The organism is Bacteroidia bacterium (assembly GCA_040880525.1).
Classification (GTDB): Bacteria; Bacteroidota; Bacteroidia; order CAILMK01; family JBBDIG01; genus JBBDIG01.
In genome coordinates, this window is sequence record JBBDIG010000057.1 from 1 (window position 1) to 23,888 (window position 23,888).

Annotated in this window: 21 protein-coding genes; 6 read left to right on the forward strand and 15 right to left on the reverse strand. The window is 46.5% G+C overall.

Annotated elements, in window-relative coordinates; translation table 11 throughout:
* The first annotated feature begins 154 nt into the window (after window positions 1–154).
* From WD077_15330 to WD077_15345, 4 genes are all read left to right on the forward strand, one after another.
* Window positions 155–703 (forward strand): hypothetical protein, encoded by a 549-nt coding sequence (locus WD077_15330; protein MEX0968603.1) that lies wholly within the window; start codon window positions 155–157, stop codon window positions 701–703.
* Between the two features lie 187 nt (window positions 704–890).
* Window positions 891–3,296, forward strand: coding sequence for a TonB-dependent receptor (locus WD077_15335; protein MEX0968604.1), 2,406 nt, complete (start codon window positions 891–893; stop codon window positions 3,294–3,296).
* Between the two features lie 41 nt (window positions 3,297–3,337).
* Window positions 3,338–4,675 (forward strand): phosphatase domain-containing protein, encoded by a 1,338-nt coding sequence (locus WD077_15340; GenBank protein MEX0968605.1) that lies wholly within the window; start codon window positions 3,338–3,340, stop codon window positions 4,673–4,675.
* Window positions 4,676–4,869: 194 nt separating this feature from the next.
* The gene (locus WD077_15345; GenBank protein MEX0968606.1) at window positions 4,870–6,039 is read left to right on the forward strand and encodes an ATP-binding protein; all 1,170 of its coding nucleotides are present in this window, start codon (window positions 4,870–4,872) and stop codon (window positions 6,037–6,039) included.
* A 15-nt stretch (window positions 6,040–6,054) separates the two neighbouring features.
* Here the strand turns inward: WD077_15345 and WD077_15350 are convergent, their stop codons facing one another.
* From WD077_15350 to gldA, 13 genes are all read right to left on the reverse strand, one after another.
* Window positions 6,055–6,381: a gliding motility-associated C-terminal domain-containing protein gene (locus WD077_15350; protein ID MEX0968607.1), complete on the reverse strand. Its 327-nt coding sequence runs from the start codon at window positions 6,379–6,381 to the stop codon at window positions 6,055–6,057.
* Window positions 6,357–7,271 carry a hypothetical protein gene (locus WD077_15355; GenBank protein MEX0968608.1) on the reverse strand — a complete coding sequence of 305 codons (915 nt, stop codon included), beginning with the start codon at window positions 7,269–7,271 and terminating at the stop codon, window positions 6,357–6,359. Before WD077_15355 ends, WD077_15350 begins: the two co-directional genes overlap by 25 nt.
* Before the next feature lie 101 nt (window positions 7,272–7,372).
* The gene (locus WD077_15360) at window positions 7,373–7,561 is read right to left on the reverse strand and encodes a hypothetical protein (protein ID MEX0968609.1); all 189 of its coding nucleotides are present in this window, start codon (window positions 7,559–7,561) and stop codon (window positions 7,373–7,375) included.
* A gap of 641 nt (window positions 7,562–8,202) precedes the next feature.
* Entirely contained in the window at window positions 8,203–10,614 is a 2,412-nt protein-coding gene (locus tag WD077_15365; GenBank protein ID MEX0968610.1) for a PKD domain-containing protein, read from the reverse strand.
* Window positions 10,615–11,196: 582 nt separating this feature from the next.
* Window positions 11,197–11,703, reverse strand: a complete 507-nt coding sequence (locus WD077_15370; GenBank protein ID MEX0968611.1) for a hypothetical protein — start codon at window positions 11,701–11,703, stop codon at window positions 11,197–11,199.
* A 602-nt stretch (window positions 11,704–12,305) separates the two neighbouring features.
* On the reverse strand, window positions 12,306–12,938 hold the full coding sequence (locus WD077_15375; protein ID MEX0968612.1) for a DUF4190 domain-containing protein: 633 nt from the start codon (window positions 12,936–12,938) through the stop codon (window positions 12,306–12,308).
* 74 nt (window positions 12,939–13,012) lie between these two features.
* Window positions 13,013–13,486 (reverse strand): pantetheine-phosphate adenylyltransferase, encoded by a 474-nt coding sequence (coaD, locus tag WD077_15380; protein MEX0968613.1) that lies wholly within the window; start codon window positions 13,484–13,486, stop codon window positions 13,013–13,015.
* Window positions 13,487–13,574: 88 nt separating this feature from the next.
* Window positions 13,575–14,912, reverse strand: coding sequence for a dihydroorotase (locus WD077_15385; protein MEX0968614.1), 1,338 nt, complete (start codon window positions 14,910–14,912; stop codon window positions 13,575–13,577).
* A gap of 10 nt (window positions 14,913–14,922) precedes the next feature.
* The gene (gene dnaN / locus WD077_15390) at window positions 14,923–16,041 is read right to left on the reverse strand and encodes a DNA polymerase III subunit beta (GenBank protein ID MEX0968615.1); all 1,119 of its coding nucleotides are present in this window, start codon (window positions 16,039–16,041) and stop codon (window positions 14,923–14,925) included.
* Between the two features lie 71 nt (window positions 16,042–16,112).
* Window positions 16,113–17,105: a DUF4340 domain-containing protein gene (locus tag WD077_15395; GenBank protein ID MEX0968616.1), complete on the reverse strand. Its 993-nt coding sequence runs from the start codon at window positions 17,103–17,105 to the stop codon at window positions 16,113–16,115.
* A complete protein-coding gene (gldG, locus tag WD077_15400) occupies window positions 17,105–18,814 on the reverse strand; it encodes a gliding motility-associated ABC transporter substrate-binding protein GldG (protein MEX0968617.1) in 1,710 nt (569 codons plus the stop codon). Before gldG ends, WD077_15395 begins: the two co-directional genes overlap by 1 nt.
* Entirely contained in the window at window positions 18,808–19,536 is a 729-nt protein-coding gene (gene gldF / locus WD077_15405) for a gliding motility-associated ABC transporter permease subunit GldF (GenBank protein MEX0968618.1), read from the reverse strand. Before gldF ends, gldG begins: the two co-directional genes overlap by 7 nt.
* A 78-nt stretch (window positions 19,537–19,614) precedes the next feature.
* Window positions 19,615–20,547 carry a gliding motility-associated ABC transporter ATP-binding subunit GldA gene (gldA, locus tag WD077_15410; protein ID MEX0968619.1) on the reverse strand — a complete coding sequence of 311 codons (933 nt, stop codon included), beginning with the start codon at window positions 20,545–20,547 and terminating at the stop codon, window positions 19,615–19,617.
* 118 nt (window positions 20,548–20,665) lie between these two features.
* On the opposite strand from gldA, the gene WD077_15415 reads away from it, so the two are divergent.
* The gene (locus WD077_15415) at window positions 20,666–21,181 is read left to right on the forward strand and encodes an Lrp/AsnC family transcriptional regulator (protein MEX0968620.1); all 516 of its coding nucleotides are present in this window, start codon (window positions 20,666–20,668) and stop codon (window positions 21,179–21,181) included.
* 8 nt (window positions 21,182–21,189) lie between these two features.
* On the opposite strand, the gene WD077_15420 is transcribed toward WD077_15415, so the two are convergent.
* A complete protein-coding gene (locus tag WD077_15420) occupies window positions 21,190–21,753 on the reverse strand; it encodes an HAD family hydrolase (GenBank protein ID MEX0968621.1) in 564 nt (187 codons plus the stop codon).
* Between the two features lie 20 nt (window positions 21,754–21,773).
* On the opposite strand from WD077_15420, the gene WD077_15425 reads away from it, so the two are divergent.
* Window positions 21,774–22,511 carry a polyprenol monophosphomannose synthase gene (locus tag WD077_15425; GenBank protein MEX0968622.1) on the forward strand — a complete coding sequence of 246 codons (738 nt, stop codon included), beginning with the start codon at window positions 21,774–21,776 and terminating at the stop codon, window positions 22,509–22,511.
* On the opposite strand, the gene WD077_15430 is transcribed toward WD077_15425, so the two are convergent.
* Window positions 22,508–23,725 carry an FAD-dependent oxidoreductase gene (locus WD077_15430; GenBank protein ID MEX0968623.1) on the reverse strand — a complete coding sequence of 406 codons (1,218 nt, stop codon included), beginning with the start codon at window positions 23,723–23,725 and terminating at the stop codon, window positions 22,508–22,510. The genes WD077_15425 and WD077_15430 overlap by 4 nt on opposite strands.
* Window positions 23,726–23,888: the final 163 nt, after the last annotated feature.

Consider the following 23,888-nt stretch of genomic DNA (forward strand, 5'->3'; position numbering starts at 1 on the left):
GCGGGGGCGCCCCCGCCCAGGAAGCTGCCCGGACAGAGTTCCGATTACACACCCACTGAATTAGGTAGACCAATCGTTCTTTCCAGACCATTTTATAACCGGACACAGAGTAGCACGGTCTTCTTAGTAATTTTGCACTTTCCTATATATACCCTTGAAATTCTTCAATTCCATAACTGCATTGCTCCTTGTGCTCCTGATCTGCACCTCGGGAGGATACCTTGTTGTCGCTAAGTTCCAACAGTGGCAAGTGAGGAAAGAGATGAAAAAGCGCATCGAAAAGGGCGTTCCGGAGGATCAACTTACGCTGCTGAAATTTCACAGATACCAGACGGGGGCTGCCTCCACGGAAACATTTACATGGACAAAGCACGGCAGGGAATTCCGTCACTATGGCGAAATGTATGACATCGTGAGGCAAGAAGAATTAGGTGACACTATGTACTTTTACTGCATCCACGACTTTAAGGAATCGAAAATATACGCCCGGATTGACAAGCTCACGGGGCTGGAGGTGCAAACAAATCCTTATCAACGGCAGCGCTCACAGGTATTTTCCCGGTTTCTTACATTCGTATATCTTGCTGAATATGGAGAATTTAATTCTACCATAAATTCTGTTGATCTCCATTATAGGGTCTACAGCTTTTCCATTTCTACTTGGATAAAAGCACCGGAATCACCACCTCCGCAGGTTGTCTGACCCCTTCCAACTTTTCTGTGTATGGCATTTCCTGCAATTTCTTGCTAAGGGGTGAATGGTCATATTACGCTTTTTTCTATTATGAATTAATGCAGGAGCAATAGATGAAAACCGTAGTGTTTTCATCTAATCTTCTTCCATTATTTTAAAATAGGATTCTCATTTAAATTTTAATTTAGAAACAAGCATGAAGATTATTTTAATGCTCTGTCTCTTCCTGGGCTTTGCTTTGGCCGGGAGTGCCCAGATTTTGACCATCAAAGACCGGGAAACCAATCAACCTGTGGAAATTGTAAACCTGATAAGTGAAAACCCACGGGCCTATGCCATAACCAATGCAGAAGGCCAGGCCGATATTTCGGAATTTAAAGGTGCGGCTCATATTCACATCACCCGGCTTGGCTATAAAGCCGTGGTAAAAAGCTTTGCTGAAATTGAAAATTCATCCTTCATTATTCAACTAGAACCTTCTGTTCTTAACCTGGATGAAGTGGTATTTTCAGCAACGCGGTGGCGGCAATCGTCTGGCAATACGCCCTCAAAAGTCGCGACCATTTCCCCACGGGAAGTAGCGCTGCAAAACCCGCAAACGGCTGCTGATCTGCTGGGGATTTCAGGCAAGGTGTTTATCCAAAAAAGCCAGCAGGGTGGCGGCAGCCCCATGATCAGAGGCTTTGCCACGAATCGCCTTCTCTACACCATTGATGGCGTGAGAATGAACACCGCGATATTCCGTAGCGGCAATATCCAGAACGTAATTTCCCTGGATCCTTTCGCCATTGCAAATACTGAAGTGCTTTTTGGCCCTGGCTCAGTAATGTATGGCAGCGATGCAATTGGTGGTGTGATGAGCTTTCAGACGCTCTCACCGCAGCTTTCTTTGAAGGACAACCCACTGATTGCAGGCACGGTCGTTACACGATATTCATCCGCCAACAATGAACGGACAGCGCACTTCGATATTAATGTTGGCTGGAAAAAGTGGGCGTTTGTAAGCAGCATCAGCTCATTCGATTACGACCACTTGCGCCAGGGCAGCCACGGGCCTGACGATTATTTAAAGCCCGTTTACGTGCAGCGCATTGGCAGCATGGACAGGATAATAACCCAGGACGACCCGCTGCTCCAGGTGCCATCAGCCTATTCTCAAATAAATATAATGCAGAAGGTGAGGTTCAAACCAAACGAAAAGTGGGATTTTGTTTATGGTTTTCATTTCTCAGAAACATCACCCTATGGCCGCTATGACAGGCACAACAGGTTGCGGAACGGACAGCCCCGGTACGCAGAATGGAACTATGGCCCGCAAAAGTGGATGATGAACAACCTGAACATTACCCACAGCGGGAACAATGAACTGTATGACGACTTTACCCTCCGGCTGGCGCAGCAAACATTTGGAGAAAGCCGTATTGACCGCGTATTGAATGACGCCACCAGGACTACCCAGGCTGAGGAGGTGATGGCATACTCCGTCAGTGCTGATTTCATAAAGGCAACGGGTGCTAAAAACACGGTGACCTACGGTGTGGAATATATCCTGAACGATGTGGCATCTACGGGTGTGGTTAGGAATATTGAAACGGGAAATGTAATGCCCGGGCCAGCGCGCTATCCGCAAGCGCAGTGGCAGAGCATGGCCGCGTTTGTACAAGACCAGTTTAAGGTATCCGAGAAATTAACCTTGCAGGCGGGGCTGCGCTACAACCGGTTTGCATTGGATGCCGATTTCGATACCACCTTTTACCCATTTCCATTTACCACCGCCAACATCAACAGCGGCTCCTTAACAGGTAGTGCAGGTGCCGTTTTTCGTCCGTCTGAAACCTGGGTTTTCAGTGCCAGTTTCGGTACTGCCTTCCGCTCGCCCAATGTGGATGATTTGGGCAAGGTGTTCGATTCTGAGCCAGGGGCGGTTACCGTTCCTAATCCTGGTCTGGAAGCGGAATATGCCTATAATTTCGACCTGGGCATTGCAAAGGTTTTCGGGGACCGGCTGAAGCTGGACATAACCGGCTACTATACGCTTTTGGAAAATGCGCTCGTAAGGCGGAATTTCTCGCTGAACGGCCAGGACAGTATTATATACCGGGGGGAACTGAGCCGGGTACAGGCCATTCAGAATGCAGCCGTAGCCAACATATATGGAATTCAGGCCGGCATTGAATTCAGGCTTGGTGCCGGATTCAGGTTCTCGTCTGACCTGAACTACCAGCAAGGCGAGGAAGAACTTGATGATGGCTCCTCAAGTGCTTCACGCCATGCAGCACCAATGTTTGGTGTTTCGCGGCTAAACTTCAAAGCAAACGATCTGAGCCTGCAACTCTATGCCATGTACCAGGGGGAAAAGTCGCATTTGGAGCTGCCTGCTGAAGAGCAGCAGAAAACTGAAATCTATGCTTTGGACGGGAATGGCGATACCTATTCTCCCTCATGGTACACGCTGAATTTTAAGGCGCAATACCAGTTTACCAAAATGCTTGGCGCCAGTGCAGGGATCGAAAACCTGACTGACCAGCGCTACCGGCCATTCGCCTCAGGTATTTCAGCGCCCGGCAGGAACTTCATCTTGACTCTTAACGCCCGGTTTTAAAATAGCAAAGGCCGAATTTTGAGTAAATAATTCCTGGTGTTTTGTTTTATGACCCCGAAGGGATAAAGGCTTTTAAATACTCGTTTCCGGTATTCTCAGCAGGAGGAATCGGGGAATTGCTTTTTATGCAACATTCTGCCAATCTATATCCTTATTTTATTCAAAAGGAAAAATTAATTGTGGTCAGGCTAAAGAAACCATTAAGACGATTAGCGAAGAAGGTAGGGAATCCAATCAGAAAGTTGAGGCTGGGGGCGAAGCAAACCTTTGGCTGGCTGGAGACACCGAAAATCCTGCCTTTCAGAGGATTTGGCAATCAGGATGAGATTTGCGTCAGGGGGATGGTTTTGGAAGACCGCGGGCTGGCCCAGCCGGAAGAGAGCGATAAGATCTGGCAAAATATCCTGGCCATGTACAAACGCTTCAAGAGTGACGTAATCCCTGGCGTACAGGTGAAGGTTACTTTTTATGGATATGAGGAAGTGGTGGAAACCGATGAACAGGGATTTTTCGAAGCACGATTTTTCCTGAACGGAGATATCAGTGATGAAACGGCATGGCACCCTGTGCAGATTGAGTTGCTCGATAGGATCATGGTAAACCAGGAGCCTGTGGTTGCCTTAGGCGAGGTGATGATCCTGCAGCGGGAGAGCAATTTTGGAATCATCTCTGACGTGGACGATACGATCCTGATCTCTCACGCCACCAATACCTGGAAGAAATTCAGGTTGCTGATGCTGAAGAATGCCCACACGCGCCTGCCTTTTGAGGGCGTGGCAGCTTTTTACCGGGCGCTGCAGGAGGGGAAGAACTGTCTTTGCTTTAATCCAATATTTTTTGTGAGCAGCAGCGAATGGAACCTCTACGACCTGCTTGCCGACTTCTGTGCTGTGCAGGGAATTCCAAAAGGACCATTTTTGCTCAAAACACTCAAGGACGACTGGTATAAGGTATGGAAATCAGGCGGTGGAAATCACGACCATAAACTTGTGAAAATACGTCACATCCTCACGACCTTTCATGGCCTTGACTTTATCCTGATCGGAGACAGCGGCCAGCACGATGCAGAGCTTTATAGCCAGGCAGTGGAAGAATTCCCCGGAAGGATAAAGGCAATATACATCCGAGACGTGAGCCACAACAAGCGGCACCGGGAAGTGCAGGAAATTGCACGCACCATGCACACGAAAGGAGTTGAAATGCTGGTAGTGGAAAATACAGAGGCTGCCGCAGCCCATGCCATTGCCTGTGGATATATAGCCCATTCAGCGATGGAATCAATTAAAGAAAACCGGGAGCGGGATCTGGAAGCTCCTCGTCAGGAAGGGTTGAGCATAGAAGAGGAAGCTCCTGGAAAAGCACTAAGCACCGAAAGTTGATTTTGGAGCAAAGCCATCGTCCCTGAGAAATTTATCCATCAAGTTTTCCGGTGATTCTACTTGCCCCGGAAATGCGTGGCGATCTTCCCTTAGCCTTAAAATCCCTGCATGTATTATTACATTTATGCAAATTGCAGGGATATTTTATTTTTTCCCTGTAAATTGCATCTAAATTGGACAAATTGCAGGGATAAATGGAACAGATTCAAAGAACGGCTGCGGAAGGTATACGCAAGAAGCTGTCACGCTCCCCGGCTGTGGCGATATTGGGACCCAGGCAGGTGGGCAAAACCTACCTTGCCAGGCAGATTGCTAAAGAACTTTCCAAACCGGCTGTGTGGCTGGACTTGGAAGATGCGGACGACCTCAATAAGCTGGATGATCCGGGCATTTATCTTCGGTCGCAGCAGGATAAGCTGGTGGTAATTGACGAGATACAGCGAAAGCCGGAGTTGTTTCCCTTGTTGCGGGTATTAATTGATGAAAACCGCCAGTCCGGCCGCTTTTTGCTCACCGGATCGGCTTCCCCGGACTTTATCCGCGATAGTGCTGAATCTCTTGCCGGGCGGATAAGTTATCTCCATCTGGGAGGAATATCGCTGTTGGAAGCACCGGAAATTGCGCTTAACACCCGCTGGCTCCGGGGCGGCTATCCCGATGCTTTGCTTGCCCCCGATGATGAAGCTGCCTCAGAATGGCTTGCTGATTTGCTGGAGGCCTACCTGTTTCGTGACTTGCCGATGCTGGGACTTTCTGTACCGCAACCTGTGGTGCGAAGGCTCTGGACCATGATCGGCCACAGCCAGAGTTCCATCACCAATGTCAGCCTCCTTTCGAAATCGCTGGGCATTACCCGGCAAAAAGTCATTGAGGTGATTGAGTATCTTGAAGCAGCCTTTCTCATATTCAGGTTGGAGCCATTTTATATAAATGTAAAAAAGCGGCTGGTGAAATCACCTAAGTTCTACGTAAAGGACTGTGGCCTGCTGCACTCGCTCCTGCACATCCGGCATTTTGACGCCCTTGCCGCACACCCCGTGGCCGGAGGCTCGTTTGAAGGAATGGCCATTGAGATGATAGTGCAATCAATGCCAGGCAATCTACAGCACTATTTCTATCGGACGCAGGACGGTGCTGAGATTGATTTATTGCTTGTGAACAGCCTGCAACCTGTTGCTGCCATTGAGATAAAGCGAAGCAATGCCCCCAAAACCACCAAGGGACTGACCGAGGCCGTGAAGACCCTGGAAGTGCCAAACACCTTTATCCTTACCCCGGGAAGTGACGACTATCCGGTTTCAGAAAATGTACGGGTCTGCTCCATCCATGATTTTCTGAAAGACTACCTGCCGCGACTTTCTTAACTACCTCTCCTTATTTCAGCGGATAAGGTGCATTGTCCCTGTAATGGTTTCAGCGGGCAGGATTGGCAGGGCGGGCGTGTAGCGAAGGGTATAGGCATAGGTGCCTTCGGGCAGGAGGTTTCCGGCCGATTTACCGCCCCAGCCATTTTCCACATTATTGGTGAAGAATACTTCCATGCCCCAGCGGTTGAAGATGCGGAGGGAGTATTGCTGTGGAGCGCATTCCAGTATGGGACGCCATAGTTCGTTCCTGTCATCATTGTTGGGGCTGAAGGCGCTGGGCACAAAGGCGCGGCAACTGCATTGCTTTTCGTAAATCAGGGTTTCATGGGTAAACCGCATGCATTGGTAATTGTAACGCTGTAGGTGCCACCGGTGCTCACCTGCCTTTCCTTTCCTGTTGATCCATTATCCCATAATAGGCTGCCATCAGCATGGCCTACATTGAGGGTAACGGACTGGCCGGTACAAAGGAGAATTGAATCTGGGAGGATGTTTTGAGGCTCGGCCTCGAACCGGACAAAGACTTCGCCTGATGCCTTGCAGGATCCCTGGGTAGCGGTGACGCTGTAACGGCCGGATTGCGAAATGACATAATCCGGCTCGGTTTGGCCATCCTGCCACATGTAGTCCGGCCCGTCAGGAAGGGTGATATTAAGGTTGCTGCCGTGGCAAAGCACCGTATCCTGTGGTAACTGGAAGGAGAAATAGCCTGAGCCGTCCACCACAATGCTGTCGGTGAAGGTATGGCCGTCAATGGTAACGTTGCACCAGTAAGTGCCGGGCGAATCCACTACAAGGCTGTCGCCCGTGCTGCCGTCTGACCAGAGGATTACGGCATCATCAAAATTGAAATAATGCCTAAGGACAATTTGATCGCCATGGCAAATAGAGGTGTCAGGGCCAAGCTGCAGGGTTTGCACGGAGATGTCGTCAAAATGGTAATAAATCTGTGGCACTAATAAAATTGGGAGATGGTTGGTCATGCCGGCCTTTGCAAAGTTGCTGATAATGAAAACCTTTTCCCATCCTTCTGCCCGGTGCAGGCCAGATACCGTCATCCATCCTGCCGTGTCATCCAGGTAGTTGTCCGGGGGGTTGGCAATATGCGGCAGACTGTTCAGATCAATCAAATACGTGTCCCGCAAAAAAATATGTTCCTTGTAAAATTGAAGTCCTACATCTGAGATGGCATTGGAGCTATTACTAATGACTTTTAAGTTTACGTGCATTCGGACATGGTAAAGCATATCTTTTTGAAGAGTGTCTTTCAATTCTCCTGTCACTTCGGAGCGGCACTCATGATTTCTATTACCACAATTAAATCCAAGCATTAGCACATTAACAAATGCCCTGCCTGTGCGAGGGTACTGAAATGCACCATGAAGATGAGGAGGCCGATATCCGGGATCGATGGCGGAATCACTATAATATTGGTAGGAGCGCCCAGGTGTGGAAACAGTCCAATATTTCGCTCCACGGTCCCAATAAAATATCGGACGATTTGGATCTTCTTCTTCAAATCCCGGGTTTAGCACGAGGTTTTGGGAAAGCCCCCACCCCGGCAACAAGCATAAAAAGAGCAGGGGAATTACCCCCCGCTCTTTAAATAACTCTAAAAGGTTAATCCTGCACCACAAGAAATGGGGACTGGGTTTCATGTTTTCAGATTAAAGAATCAGCAAATTACACTTTTTTAATTTTTCTGTTTTAAAATCATCAAAGAATCTTGCACAATGCCGTATGGATTCTATACCGTACCGCCTTCTGGGGATAAATTTTATCTGGTATTTTAGTATTAAAACCCTGGTTTTTAACTCTGATCAATCTTCCATCATTGATTCCCGGACTAATCGGTTCGATAACACTCGACAACGGTGAAGATACACCCCATGGATACGAAAACATGTATTTAGCTTCTAAAACAATAACTTCATTTGCTGTGACTATTTGGGCAATTTGTGGTGTATTGATTTATGATAAAATATTAAAATTGAGAAAATAGAATAAAGAACGCTATCAGCTATCACTGTCTCGTCCTGAAATCCTGGACCGCACGCGTTACGCTTCGCTAAACGCGCGCGAACGGGTGGCGTCCAGAGAAGCGCATAAAAAAAGCCCGGCAAAAGGGGCCGGGCTTTTCTAAATGAATAATTGTGAAGTTTACTTTATCACAACTTTCCGTACAGCTTGTCGGCCGTCAGCATTTATTTTTAATAAATAAACACCAGGTGCAAAGCCTGACAGGTTAATTTCTGCCTGAGAAGAAGTCAGCAGTGTTTGATGCATCATTTTCCCGGTCATATTGTAAAGCTCCACTTGCACTTTGGCAAATTGGGTTCTTTCCAAAGCAACGGTAACGGAAGAGGAAGCGGGGTTGGGGTAAATATCAAAAGCCAATGAAGTGGCACTTTCGATAATACCTACCCTTTTACAAGAATCCCCGGTCACAACCACCTCGATGCTTTCAGTGGCTGTTTGGCCACAACCATTGGTAACGGTGGCTTTTACCATATATGTTCCGGGATTAACGTAAACATGCTTTACGCGGATCTCCTTTGATTTTGCCGTATTGCCATCCCCAAAATCCCAGGCTACTTCTCCACCTTGTGCTTCAGGATAGAAGTAAACAGGCTCACAAGTGATGATGCTGCTGTTGCCGGTAGAATCTGTCCAGGAAATGTCAATTTCGGCTTCCACGCCATTTCCGATTTCAACTTCCAGCGTATTTGAAGCTGTGCTGCCACAACCATTGGTTGCTGTAAGCGTAACCGTGTATGTGCCGGGGGCACTGTAGGTATGAGTAATTATTGGAATAAAATATTCTTCTTCTATTTCTATTTCAACAAAATCAGTAGTGGGTGCAGTGCCATCCCCAAAATCAATGGAAACGTCCATGTTGCCCATATAGTGGAAAAATGTCACCAGATCGCCAGGGCAGTAGCGACTGTAGCCGGCATGGTCAAAATCAATATCGCTGGTAGATAACGGTAAGTTGCCGCCTACCTTTACCATCTTGCTTAATGTAGTGTCATTGCCGCAACCATTGGTTATTTTCACGCTTACGTTATAAGTGCCGGTATCAGCAAAACTATGGCGGGGGTAACGGCTTGTGGCACTGTTTCCATCGCCAAAGTCCCAGGCGTAATCGTATGTGCTGCCATTGTCGGTAATGGCATAAAACTCAGCCTGGTCACCGGGGCATATCCCGCTGGGCACATAAATTTCGGCATAGTCAATCCTGAGGTCAGTAACCACATCAACGGTTGTGGAAACCGTAGTGTCCATTCCACATTTGTTGGTAATCTTTACGCTTACGTTGTAAGTTCCGGCTGTTGTATAGACGTGCTCAGGGCTTTGGGATACGGAAGTGTTTCCATCACCAAAGTTCCATTCATAAGAATAGGTTTCGCCATATGAGACACCTACCCAAAAATCCATACCATCTCCCGGACAAGCGGATTCCGTTCCGGATATTCCGTGAACGTCAGTTATGTGCAGGTTATCTTTTACCTCTACCGTAGTGAATACAGTGGTATCATTACCGCACGCGTTGGTTACGGTTACTGACACATTGTAGCTTCCGGGCATGTTGTATAAATGGCTTGGCCCTTCTTTTTGAGATGTATTGCCATCGCCAAAATCCCAGGCATAAGTATGGGAGTTCCTGTTAGACATTAATACCCAGAAATCAATTTCGGCACCCGGGCAGATTCTAGCCGGGGCAGATATTCCCCATACGTTGGAAACGGGTACATCATTGCCAATATATACCATTGCAGAAACGGTAGTGTCGTTGCCGCAGTAGCTTATAATCTTTGCATTCACGGTATAATTTCCGGTGTTGGAGTAACTATGTTCGGACCACATCGCTTCATTATAAATGGTGTCAATTGTGCCATCCCCGTAATTGTAAATGATACTTTGCGGGGTTACGTCCATTGAAACATAAAAATCCAGCAGGGTATTGGGGCATGCGATGGAGGGGCCATTTATCCCGGTCCAGGACTGAAATGTGAATTGGTCCACAACCCTGATTTCCCTTTCAAGTACCTGAGTGCCACAAGAATCGGTAGTGGCAGTAAGGCGAAGAGTGTATGTGCCAATACCAGAGTATGCATGGCTAGGGTACTCTTCTGTGGAGGTGGCGCCATCACCGAAATCCCAGGATACATTTTTGACAGGTACCCATTCATTAAACCCGCTTGTATAGGCATAGGGCGAAAAAGGCTGGCCCACGCAAAGTTCTTCAGTTTCTGGCACTCCTTGTATTTCAAGGCCTTTCAGGATCAACTGTGAATTATACCATCCAATATAATTCATACCTCCACCGGTAGTATCCCACACCGTAAGGTTTGGAAAATAATAACCCGGACCTAAGGTCACTGTAGGGTTTTCTTCAGAGTACTGCTTATTGCCAATGCTCCATTCATAATAGTTGCCCTGCGTGCTGGTATTGGTAAACTGCACGGATAGTGGCGCACAACCCGAAGGAAGGTTGTAGGTAAAGCTTACCTGGCCCCATAACGGAAAGCTTAGCAGGATTGCCGTGAATAGTGTACTTAATAGTCTCATCTTGTTTTTTATAAAATTAAATAATTGAAACACACTTTATTTTTCGGTACTTCCGCAGCCCGCAACCATGTGGATCGCACGATCAACCGGGTTTTCCTATTTCCCTTTTGTTTTGGGTTTAACGTAAAAACCAGTTTCAGAACGATGCCTTATTGAAATGGCCGGCCCGAAAACCGGCTGCAATATTACATACGGCAATTACCAAAAACAAAGCATTTTTCGTCTTTTATACCAAAACAGAAACTGATACTTAAATTCTCTCAGAGTTTAGTATTTAAAACTGCAATGGATTGATAATAAGCTTTGAAGACAAACCAACAAAGTAGGGCGGGTTTGCAGATGGCCGCTTTTTTGGTAAGGCCTAACGTGTTACAAACCAGAAATTGCTTCACATGAAGGGCTGTTCTTACATCCCACCTTCCTGGGTCCTAAAAAAATTGCTGACTTTTGTGCTTATTAAATGTATAGATTAGGTCGTGCTCCATCCCCTTAAGCAAGCGTCTCTCAGAATGTAAAAAAAGGCGCCTCAGTTTTGAAGCGCCTTTTGAAATCCTGCAGATAGCAGTTTATGCGTTTCCCCGATTACAGTTTTACTGAAATACCGAATTTACCACCGGAAAATGCATTACCCCCGCCCAGCTCGAGGTTTACGCCAAATCTGTCAGTGAAGTAATAGCGTCCACCAACTTGTGCACCCAAGCCCAGGCCAGACCTATAGTGTCCGGGATAGTCATGTCTTGTATTCCAATAGTAGAACCCAATATTCAGCCCGGCATAGAAGTCCCAATTGCTGGGGATATTCAAGAGGCTATTGAAGTGATAATTAACATTTCCTGAAACTCCGATTACGGAATGATTATACCTGTTACGATCGTTGAAGCGTTCGTTGAACGAGCGATAGGAAACTTCACCTCCCAGGGTAACATCCTTATGAATGGCATGATCGAGGCCAATATAAAGTGGTATCCCCCAGCTTGACAAGCCTACCCCCAGGTTCAATTGTGTTTGTCCTTTCGGAAGGGGGCTTTGGGCAAAAATTGTGGAAGTGGTTACAATTACTAAAATAATTGCTAAGTAAGCTTTCTTCATTTTAATTTAAAATTTTAATGTGATGTGAAATTTAAGATTCCCTTTATAGATTGTTAATGGGCCAGCGAGATGTTGCCAGGCTGAGTAGTAAGATGGGGTGACTGTATTTACATCAAGGTTTTTACAATCTGAAAATGAAACGAGAATACCTCGAAACTTTCAATCGTTTTTATGTACATTTACTCAATTAATTTTGCATTCTTGTTGCCCTGGTCGATAATATTTCCGGCCTGCAAAGGTGAGATTATAAAAATTGAATATTGTTACACAAATAAAGGAATGACTTACAAAATTCACACATCCGGGTAAACGCCTGGCTCAGTCGATTGGCTCTGCCCAGTGAAGGAATGCTGGCAGGGTGTTGCCGGGTTTCACTCTCGAAATTAGCACAAGCCTTTCTTACCTGATAGTATGGTGGTAATCACGAACTGTCTCGTACAGAAATCCCGGCCCGCACGCGTTGCGCTTCGCTAAAAGCGCGCTAACGGGAGCGCTAACTGAGACTGGATAGCGCGAACAGAACGTGACAATCAGAAAAGCATCAAGTCCTTTCAGTTGATTTAAGAACCAAGAAAGGAAATGCTGACATTTATTCGAATAGTCTAAAAAAAACTCAGGAAGATTAATATAACCAATGCAATAACGAGCAGGATTACAATTATTCCCATTATCAATCCTGCTATGGCGAAACCAGTACCTTTCCGATCTTCATCACTGGTACGGACTATTCCAATTATTCCAAGAACAATAGCTACCAGCGATAAGAGAATTGATAGGCCGGGGGAAAGTACGAGGAGTAACAATGCCAGAAGTCCTAAAATAAAAGCAATCAGGGAAATTGCATCTAAGCGCGGTTCAGGGTCAGGTTCTTCCTGGGCGGGTATTATATCCTCACGGGTAAGCTGGTGATGGCCCATTAAGATTTGCAGAACCTGCTCCTCCATCATTTTCCGATACCCAAGAAAATTACCGGTACTGGCTTTTTCGGAGCTTGCAACTGATGTGGATGGTTCCAAAGATGGATGGACTGGAGCATCCTTTTTCTCTTTCTTCACTTTACCTGGGTCTTCCGTTTTTTCTGCAATTGCCAGGGGAGCAACACCGGGCAAAGAAGTACCGGCTTCAAATCCAGAATGCTCAGCATTACTATAAACGGCTTCCCTGGAGGTGGAGCAGGAGGAAAGGATTATGACGCATAAGAGGGTAAAAGCATGGTGGAGTAAGAATTTTTTCATGGTTTGGGCCTTCAATTAAAAAAAAAGAAGAAGAGCATGAAAACAAACTTAATAAAAATCGCTGAAGAAACTATCTATAGGTTTTCGTAAATATGGGCTGTTCCTGGCGGGACGAATCCACTCACATCTCCCTTGTTCTTCAATATTTCCCTTACGATGGTGGAGCTGATGTGGGTGTATTGCGGACTGCTGATGAGGAAGATTGTTTCGATGCCGGAGTTCAGTCCGCGGTTCATTCCTGCGATGGCACTTTCATGATCAAAGTCGCGGGCGCTGCGCAATCCCCGCAGGATAAATTTTGCTCCACGATGCCTGCAGTAATCCACCGTCAGGCCCTGGTATGTTTCTACCTGTATGTGAGGTTTGTGCTTCAGGGCTTCTGCTATCATTTCCTTTCGTTTCTCCAGCGGAAACATGTATTGCTTTGTGGTATTAATTCCGATCGCCACAATTATTTCATCAAAGAGATCTGCAGCCCGTTCCAGTATATCAAGATGGCCCAACGTAATTGGATCAAAGCTTCCGGGGAATATAGCAATTCGGCTCATAACAAGGGAAATTTAATTTGACTTTTAAATATTAATTGTTTTATTAAAATTATGATTTAGGTTTAAAAATTTAAATAAAAAAGATTAATTACCGGTTAAACTGCAGGCGCTGCCCTGCAGTTTCCCCCCATGTTCCGTTTTCCCAAACCGGTTTTCCATTTACCCAGGTTTTCAGCACCTGCCCGTGGAATATTTCACCTTCAAAAGGAGACCAGCCACATTTATAGTAAATATTTTTAGCCTCTACCAATGTTGGTTTTTCGGGATCTACAAGCGTTAGGTCAGCAAAATATCCTTCGCGTATAAATCCTCTTTCCGCCACTTGGTAAACCATTGCCGGGGCATGACACATTTTTTCCACGACCTGCTCGAGGGTTATTTTTTTTTGATGCACAAACTCCAGCATGGCGGGCAATGTATGCTGAACCAAGGGAATTCCGGCCGGGGCTTCCAGATAGGGGCGATTTTTTTCATCCGGTAAATGAGGCGCATGGTCGGAGCAAACAATATCAATTTTATTTTCCAGCAAGGCAGCCATCAGCGCCTCCCGGTGGCGGGCCTCTTTGATAGCAGGATTGCATTTCAACTTGCTGCCCATTTCATTATAATTGCTGGCATCAAACCACAAGAAATGAACGCACACCTCAGTCGTGATCTTTTTATCAGCCAAAGGAATTTTATTGGTAAAAAGTGAAATTTCCTCGGCTGTAGTCAGGTGCAGGATGTGGAGCCGCGCACTATTTTTCCGAGCCAGTTCCACGGCTTTTTGCGATGACAAAAGGCAGGCTTCGACACTGCGGATCTCAGGATGGGCAGAAAAAGGGATATCCGCTCCATACCGCTTCTTCGCCTGTTCCAGATTTCTGAGAATGATCTCTTCCGTTTCGCAATGAGTGGCAATGAGCATAGGCGATTCGCTGAATATTTTTCCCAGCGTTTGCTCATCATCTACCAGCATATTGCCGGTAGAGGAACCCATAAAGACTTTAATTCCACAGATCTGACCGGGATCGGCCTTTTTTATTTCTTCGAGATTATCATTGGTGGCGCCCAGATAAAAAGAGTAATTGGCAAAAGCCTTTTGCTGCGCCAGCGCAAACTTTTCTTCAAGCAGCGAAAGGGTCACTGCGTTAGGAACCGTGTTGGGCATTTCCATAAAGGAAGTTACGCCCCCGGCAACGGCCGCCCTGGATTCTGAATAAATATTAGCCTTGCGGGTTACGCCCGGTTCGCGAAAATGGACATGGTTATCAATAACACCGGGGAGGAGGCATAATCCCTCCGCTTCCACAATCTTGTGTTGGTGAGAAGGCGCGGTAATGGAGTCTGCGATTTTCTCTATGCGACCGTCCCGGATCAGCAGATCGCCTTGCTGCGTTTTGCCCTCATTTACGATGCGGGCATTCCGGATAAGGGTGGAACCCATTGCTTCGGTTTTATACGTTCACTACGATAGGCATCAGGAGCATCAGTATTTCTTCGTTCTCCTCTGAAGGTTTAGGACGCAAAACGCCTGGCCGGTTGTATTCCGAGAGTGCGATGGTAACCTCATCTGAATCGAGGATGCTCAGCATTTCAATAAGGAAACGGGCGTTGAAGGCAATTTCCAGGTCTTGTCCATCATACTCGCACTGGAGCCGCTCGTGCGCTTCATTTGCGAAATCAATATCCTGGGCATTAAGCTGCAGTTCGCTGCCGGCAATGGTGAGCTTTACCTGGTAGGTGGTTTTATTAGAAAAAATGGAGATTCGCTTGAGCGCATTCATAAACTGCGTGCGGTTCATGGTGAGCATATTGGGCGCTTCCTTCGGTATGGCAGCGTTGTAATCCGGGAACCGTTCGTCAATCAGACGGCAGATGAGCTTTATATTCCGGAAGGTAAAAAGTGCATTGACGCTGTTGTACTCCATCTTCACTTCCTGGTCTCCATCTGGCAAAGAATTGCGCAGAATGCCCAAAGCTTTTTTGGGTACAATGAAAGTATCTTCAGATTCAGAACCTGTCTCCAGACGCTGGTACTTCACGAGCTTATTACCATCAGTAGCCACAAAGGTGATGTCATTTTCAGCCAGCTTAAAGAGCAGCCCAGTGAGTGCCGGTCTTAATTCATCCGTGCCTACGGCAAAAATGGTGGAGGTGATAGCGCGCTCCATCACACCTGCCGGGAGTGAAATATTGGAAGCATTCTCAACTTCGGGAAAACGGGGAAAGTCTTCAGGATTTTCTCCAGCAATCTTGTACCGTCCGCTATCAGAGGTAAGTTCAATGGAATTATTTTCCTCGCTGATGGTAAAAGTAACGGGTTGATCCGGCAGCGTTTTGAGGATGTCCTGAATGATCCTGGCCGGAATGGCAATGCGTCCGTCTTCTTTGGCTTCCACATCCATCACGCTGCGCATGGAAACTTCGAGGTCGGTGCCGGTGATCGTGAGGTTTCCCTCCTCAACTTCAAAGAGGAAATACTCTAAAATGGGAATCACAGCATGGGTGCTGATGACCCCGTTTATCTGCTGTAGATGTTTCTGAAGTGCTGAACTGGAGGCTATAAATTTCATGGTATTGACGCGTTTGGGCGTTTAAAATTCAATGGTTAAAAATGTAAATCTGAAAGCGAGGGCAAATATATTTATTTCTGCCCTGCGAGTTCGGGGTAGGTTTTCAACAACCGGGAAAATGTTCCTTGCTGCACCTGGGTAACCTCCCGTGGTGATTCTTCGAACATCAGGTACATCCTGTCCTGGTAAATAGGATTATCGCGGGCGGTAGCTGAAGGAAAGACACGCATCCTCCGGGTTTGGTTGTTATGCGATGTTACGGCAATACGGGCGATAGGAACGGAATTCCACAGCGAATCTGCCCGTTCATTCCGCACGCCCGGTACATACCCCTCGAACTGCAAATTTTTCAATCCTCCCAGATATGTTCGTGCAACGGGCGGTGGCAGGGTCTGGCTCATTTCTGTTCCGGCTGAAGGATTGGCAAGGTGATATTCACCCTCTTTGGTGGCATGAAGGATAAAGGAAAACTCAGGCTGCTGTGGATATTCTATTGAAACAGATGCGATATTTCCGGGTGACAAGGGTACGATCTCCTTCGTTTTCCAGTCTCTCAAATTCGCATCAAACCGGGTATTGAGATACCCATTGAAACCTGGAATATGCACCACATAAGGATCTTTGGCTCCACCTATTTGCATGTAGGTACCCAATTCATCCTGAGTATTTCCTCCTACATAAAAAGTTTTAAACAGCTCGTCATCTTTATAGATCTCCACCTTAGTACCTGTTGTAGCCAATTCCTTAATTGCCACTTCCCTGTAGCTTAGCGGCACAGGGTTCTTGACTTCCATTTTCCTGATAGTGGTCAATAGAATGTCAATATAACTTTGGTTGGCGAGGAACTGATCATTCATCATCCAGCGATTGTCGGGCTGGCGGGTAAGTGTAATGCGGTTTCCCATCCTGTCTGCCAGGAAAATCCTGTCCACCGCTGCCGTATCTTTTATCGTAAAATCCTGCCTGTCAGGCCGTTCTTTAGTTTCTTCTTTATTTATAAAATAAAAAGCAAGCACTGCCAAGCAACTCAGCACGAGCATGGGTATGATCAGCTTTTTTATCATCAGCTATATTTTCTTTTTCTAACGTAATTGTAGATAATGCCGAACAGTATAAGGAATACCAGCGGCAGCACGGTGTTAATCACCTGCCATATCACTTTATTTTCCTTAACGCGGGCCTGGTCCAACATGCGCATGCGTATCTCTTTGGTGCGCAGTGCCAGCAGCCCCGAGTGGCCGGCCAGATAATCTATGCAATTAAGAATAAAGGTCTTGTTTCCAAAAGTTTGGTTTGTGTACCGGTCATAGCCCAGTGGCAGCACCTGCCGTCCGTCAGGCGAAATCTGGCTGCTGGCCACATCTCCATCCGAAACCACGATCATTGCCGTAGTATCGCTTTTTTCACGGACGTCCCCGTACTGGCCCGACTCCAACGTCTGAGGTGCCAGGCGGTTTCTGAATACCGAGGTGAAATTCCCTTCCAGAAGAATTGCCACCGGGATCTGTCCTTTATTGAACAATGCAGGATTAGGATTTTCCCTCACCATTTGCAGGTTTATTCTCACCGGGTTATAGACAAGCCGTGAATTCGGGGATGTACTCAACAAGACCGTTTTCTCAACATTTTCCACTTTAACCGTATCAAGAGAGTTGCTGAATTTCAACATCACAGGATTGCTGTTTTTTACGATGGGGTGCGGTGCATCCTCTCCGGCAAGCGGGTAGAAGACCCATTTCTTAAGGGACGTTTGTGGCCTTCCACCGGAAGTGCCCGTAACGATCGGGATAAATCCGGCCTGCATGCTCTGCACAAGGTCAGGATTGATGCGTACTCCATAACCAAAGAGCAGGTCTTCAGTGATATTAAGCGGATAATCGTTGGTGAGGCCCGTGCCGTCCGGACCGAGCGACCGCAGGTCAGCCTTCAGGCGGTCAATAAGCCAGAGCACTTTTCCGCCATTCATTATGAACTGGTCAATTTTAAATTTATCTACTTCACTAAACGTGGTATCGGGCTTGGCTACTATGGCGACCTCATACTCCTGAAGCTTTTCTACCTTATACTGCGTGAGGTTAAGATCAGAAACACGGTAATAATTTCGCAATTCCTGGCGCAAGTCAGCCGTATGGATGGTATCAAGTTCTCCGTGGCCGTGGATAAAAGCCACATCAGGTTTCCAGGTGTTGCGGACTCTTCTCAGGGCGTTCGCCAATTGATATTCCAGGCCTACTTCAGAATTATGAAGAACTTGCAGGGGCGCCATTCCCATCTGATTCTCAAAAAGGCTCACCGGAACAGAGCGATTTCTATAGGTAAGAATAGCTCCGGGAAAAATCACTTTCCGGATGGTTTGCTCGTCTCCGGCTACTTCCAGGTCTACCGGCTCCAGTCCCTGCCCCTGAAGCTGTTCCATAATGTAGCGCTTGTCTTTGGCATCTTTACCCGCCAAAGGATCTATGAATTCATACTGCACCATTCCACCTGAATATACCTCAAGCTCATCCAGCAATTCCCTTGTAGATTCCTGCAGCTTGCGGAAACCTGCAGGCAATTCTCCCTCAAGATAGACCTTAATATATACGATGTCGTCCAGGCCCTGCATCATTTGTTTTGTGGAGTAGCCGAGCGTGTACCGGTTGTCCTCTGTCAGATCAAGGCGGCTGTAAACAAAGGTTGATATTACGTTGAGCAGGAGAATGATGGCAATCAAAATGGTCAGATGCACCAGCGCCTGCACTTTATATTTCCGGCTGTTCTTTTTCTTTACCATTTTCTGCTTTCAATGATGGTGTTGGTGATGCCAATAGAAAGCCCGATGAGGCTGAGAAAATAGACGAGGTCGCGGGTGTCCAGCACTCCGCGGCTTATTGAGGTATAATGGCTTTGAATATTAATAGCCTCCAGTACCGGATCCAATGGACTCATTACGGTGAAACTTCGGAGCCACTCCAGCAAGGCATAAAAAAGGAAGCACAGGAACAGGCCGGCAATAAATGCCACGATCTGATTATCCGTAATTGAAGAGGCCAGCAATCCCAATCCCACATAGCAGCCTCCCAACAGGAGGAGTCCGATATAAGAACCTGTTGTAGCTCCTATATCCACATTGCCCACAGGGGCGGCAAGCACATAGATGGTATAGAAATAAAGCAGGGTAGGCAATATGCTGAAGATCACCAGCACCAGGCCGGCAAAATATTTACCGAGGACAATGCGGAGGTTGCTCACCGGTTTTGTGGCAATGATCTCGATGGTTCCGCTTCGTCTCTCCTCCGCGAAGAAGCGCATCGTAATGGCGGGAACCAGGAACATGAAGACCCAGGGAGCTACTTCAAATAGCTGATCAAGCGTGGCATAACCGAATTCCAGTACACTGCTGTCCGGTAATATCCAGATAAACAAGCTGTTCATCACCAGGAAAACGGCAATGACAATGTAGGCAATAAGGGAACTGAAGAAAAGGTTGATCTCCTTTCTGAGAATCGCGATCATCCGGGTTTGTTAATGATTATCTAAAAAATGTGATGAATAAAACAGGAAGGACAAAAATTGTATTTGTAGATGAAAATGTTAGCCATCACTCAGTATCCTGTTTCCGGAAACGGTCAATTCCTGGAATATTTTCTCAAGGCTCTCGCCTTCCTTTTGCATATCCAGAATGATGTTCCCGGTTTCCATGGCATAATGAAAAATCCGTTCCCTTACTTCATATCCTGCCTCTGCGCGAATTGTATATACGAGTCCCTGCTTTTGCACACTTTTCACCTTTTTAATTTGTTTCAAGGCATCCAGATTCGCCTCATGTTTGAACTGAACCCGGACAAATTCATGCCCCTGAGATTGATAGATAAGTTCTTCGGTAGTGCTGTCTGCCACCAGTTTACCACGGTTTATGATGACTACCCGATTGCACATGCTCTGAACCTCCTGCATAATGTGCGTACTAAGAATGATGGTTTTGCTTTTTCCTATTTCGCGGATCAGGTTGCGGATCTCCACAATCTGGTTAGGATCCAAGCCGGAGGTAGGTTCATCCAGGATCAATACTTCCGGATCATGAAGCAGGGCCTGCGCTAAGCCTACCCGTTGCCTGTATCCTTTGGAAAGGGCGCCAATTTTTTTATGCTTCTCTAGTCCCAGGCCGGTCATATCTATCACTTCAGCAATGCGGTCGGTCGTTTTTCGCAAACCGTACAGGTGACCGATAAACCGGAGGTATTCTTTCACGTACATCTCATGGTACAGCGGGTTGTGCTCCGGGAGGTATCCGGTGGCTTTTCTTACCCCAAGGGGATTGTCATAAATATCATGTCCGGTAACCGAGGCGGTGCCGGATGTTGGCAGAATATATCCGGTCAAAATTTTCATAGTTGTGGATTTCCCAGCTCCATTCGGCCCCAGGAAGCCTACAACATCGCCTTTTTGTACTGAAAAAGAAATATTATCCACAGCGTGCTGCGTACCATATAATTTAAGTAATTTTTCGACTTGAACTGTTGCCAATTTTTTCGCTGTTTTTAACGAAACAAAATTAAAAATTCTCGCTTCGTAGTAATTTTATTCCCACCAAAAGCTCCTTTTGTTCTTGAAGTGTTTAAAATTGATCCTTTAATATAACAATATGCCAAAGAGCAAACTCGACCGGATTGATCTGGAATTGTTGAACCTGCTGCAAACGCAGGGAAATATGACGATCAAAGATCTGTCAGCAAAGGTGGGCCTTTCTGCAGGCCCACTTCATCGCAGGCTGAAAATTCTTGAAAAAAATGACATCATTAAAGGCTACCGGGCCCTCTTTAATCTTGCCAGGATCGGGTATGATCAGCTTGCCTTTCTGGAAGTAACCCTGAAATCGGGGGAAAATTCAGATGGAAAATTTGATGAGCAAATAACGAAGGTGAATAACATCATCGAGGCATACCGTATTGAAAAATCGCTTGCCCTTAGCGGATCCCGTTATTTGCTCAAAGTAGCCTTGCGCCATGAAGAAGATGCGACTGATTGGGTGGCAAAGAATATTTCCCAGAATGGCACGGTAGCCACCGTTCAGGTTTTGCCTGTGGAGCAGGTAATTGATGATTCAGGGTTTTTCAGCCTCAGAGAGTTTTATAACAGGCGTGTTCCCCTGAAAAAATAGCCTGTTGGTCAGACAATGAGATTAAGATAACTCCCTAGATTATCATTGGGCGTTATTAAGATGGCATTTACCCCTGCGCCAGCAGCAGCTTCGCAGTCCCGGTCTTTATCCCCGATCATATAAGAACTCCCGGTAGAAATGTCATGCTGCTTCAACGCCCGCTCTATCATCAGCGAGTTGGGCTTGCGGCAGAGGCAATTGCCGACCGAAGGATGATGCGGACAGTAGTAAACATCAGCAATATGTATATCCTCAGATTTCAGAGCATCCACCATATACCGGTGAACCTGCTGAAGTTGTTCAAGATCGTATAGCCCTTTCGCAACGCCACCCTGGTTGGTGATGACGATCAGCTTATATCCACGGGATTGCAGTTCTCTGAGCGCTTCTGCCAGACCGGGATTGAATTCAAAGTCTTCGATTTTCCAGGTATATTCCCCACGTTCACGATTGATCACACCATCGCGGTCAAGAAAGATGGCTTTTTTTGGCTGTTGTGTGAATTTTTCTGAAGTCAAACCGTTGTTGATAATTAATATATTTGCAGCGCCCTCTCCTGATGGGCGATTCATCTTCAAAAATAGAGAATTTCTTGAGCGACTCCCTGGTCATTATCCCTACATACAATGAGATTGAAAATGTGGAAAAAATGCTCAAGAAGGTCTTTACCCTTCCCAAAGAATTTCACGTGCTGATTGTTGATGACGGTTCTCCGGATGGCACGGCTGAGGCCGTAAAAGCCATGCAGAAAGTTTATCCGCAGTCGCTCTTTTTAAAAGAAAGAAAAGGAAAAATGGGCCTGGGCACGGCATACATTTCCGGATTTGAATGGGCGCTGAAAAGAGACTACGATTTTATCTACGAGATGGATTGTGATTTTTCGCACAACCCGGAAGATCTCATCCGGCTCTATGATGCCTGTACAACCGGGGGTGCTGATGTCGCGATCGGGTCGCGATATGTAACCGGGGTAAACGTGGTGAACTGGCCAATGGGCCGCGTACTCATGTCCTATTTTGCATCGTATTATGTGAGAATGGTTACCCAAATGCCGGTGATGGACACCACCGCAGGGTTTATGTGTTATACCAGGAAAGTGCTGAAAGCCATTGATTTCAAGAAGATAAAATTCAAAGGCTATGCGTTCCAGATTGAAATGAAATTCACGGCCTGGAAGTATGGATTTAATATAGTGGAAGTTCCCATCATTTTTACTGATCGCACAGAAGGCACATCAAAGATGAGCAAGGGAATTTTTAAGGAAGCCGTGTTGGGCGTGCTTCACATGCGCACCAAGAGTCTATTCAGAAAATATAAGGTGGAGAATTAAAGATCGCTCAGCGATTCTGCCGCTTCGAGTTCTTCGCCATTCAGCATCTTTTTCTCCTTTATCCATTCCTGCGCTTTTTCGCGCTCTTCCTCTGGCCGTCCCATTACGAATGCGGCCATTAACCGGCCATTGCTGAGCCACCAGGTGCTGAAGCTGTTGCTTTCCACATCTCCCCGGTATACGATCTCATCGGCCTCTTCTTCATCGCCCCAATATTCAAAAGAAAGATCGAATACTTCAGAAAAATAATACGGCAGATAATTGTAGGGCTCGCGCTTTCCCATTATTACATTGACGGCATGGATGGCTTGGGATTTGGCATTGTCCCAATGATCCAGCCTCCGGTCTGTATTAAATAGCAGATCCTTATAACGGGTTATATCTCCAGCCGCATAAACATCGGGTTGATTTGTTTCGAGGTATTCATTGACCACAATCCCTTTGTTGATTTTTATGAGCGTGTGCCGGAATGGCTCAATAGCAGGATCCACACCGATGCCTGCAATCACAAGGTTGGCGCCTACCTGCCGGCCGGATTGTAACACCACAAGCGTCACTTTCCTGATACCGGAAAAAGAGGCAACTGATTCATTCGGCATCATTGAAACTCCCCGCTCCTTAAAATATTTTTCAAAGAACTGCGACATCTCAGGGGTGAAGAATTTTTCCATTACTCTTCTTTCAGGAAACACCATCGTAACCTCCATCCCGTTCTGAGCGCAAACCGCTGCAGTTTCCATGCTGATATAACTACCTCCGATGGTTACGGCCTTTTTGCCTTTTTTCATGCTGCTGCGAATATCCCGCGAATCATTCATGGTACGCAGATAATGCAGCCCTGGCAGATCAATTCCCGGCACATCAAACTTCCTGAGCCGGGAACCGGTGGCGATCAGGAGCTTCTCGTATTTTATTTCTTTACCGCCTTCGGTACTCAATATTTTTTGTGCGAAATCAGCGCCAGTGATCAGCGTGTTGAGCAACACGTCAATTCCATTCTCTTCATAAAAACTGCTCTTATTAATATAAAGATTTTCCTTTTCCTCATTACCGGCTAAAAATCCCTTGGAAAGCGGGGGCCGGTGGTAAGGTTCTGTATTGTCGTCCGAAATGATGGCGAGTTCACCCTTACCTACTCCGAGTTCTATAAATTTTTGTGCAGCAATCCCGGCAGCGACACCTCCACCGGCTATAATGTATTTATAAGATTTCATGAAGGTTTTGATGTTTTATGAAGGAGGAAGTCCGGCAGGAGAAATTTGAATCAACTCAAGACACTATTCCACACAACGCAGGTGCAAAGATATTTAAAAATGATGGCCTCGCGGGCCATCGCTATTTTTGGTCAGGGAATTACCGATGGCCAGGCAACCGGAT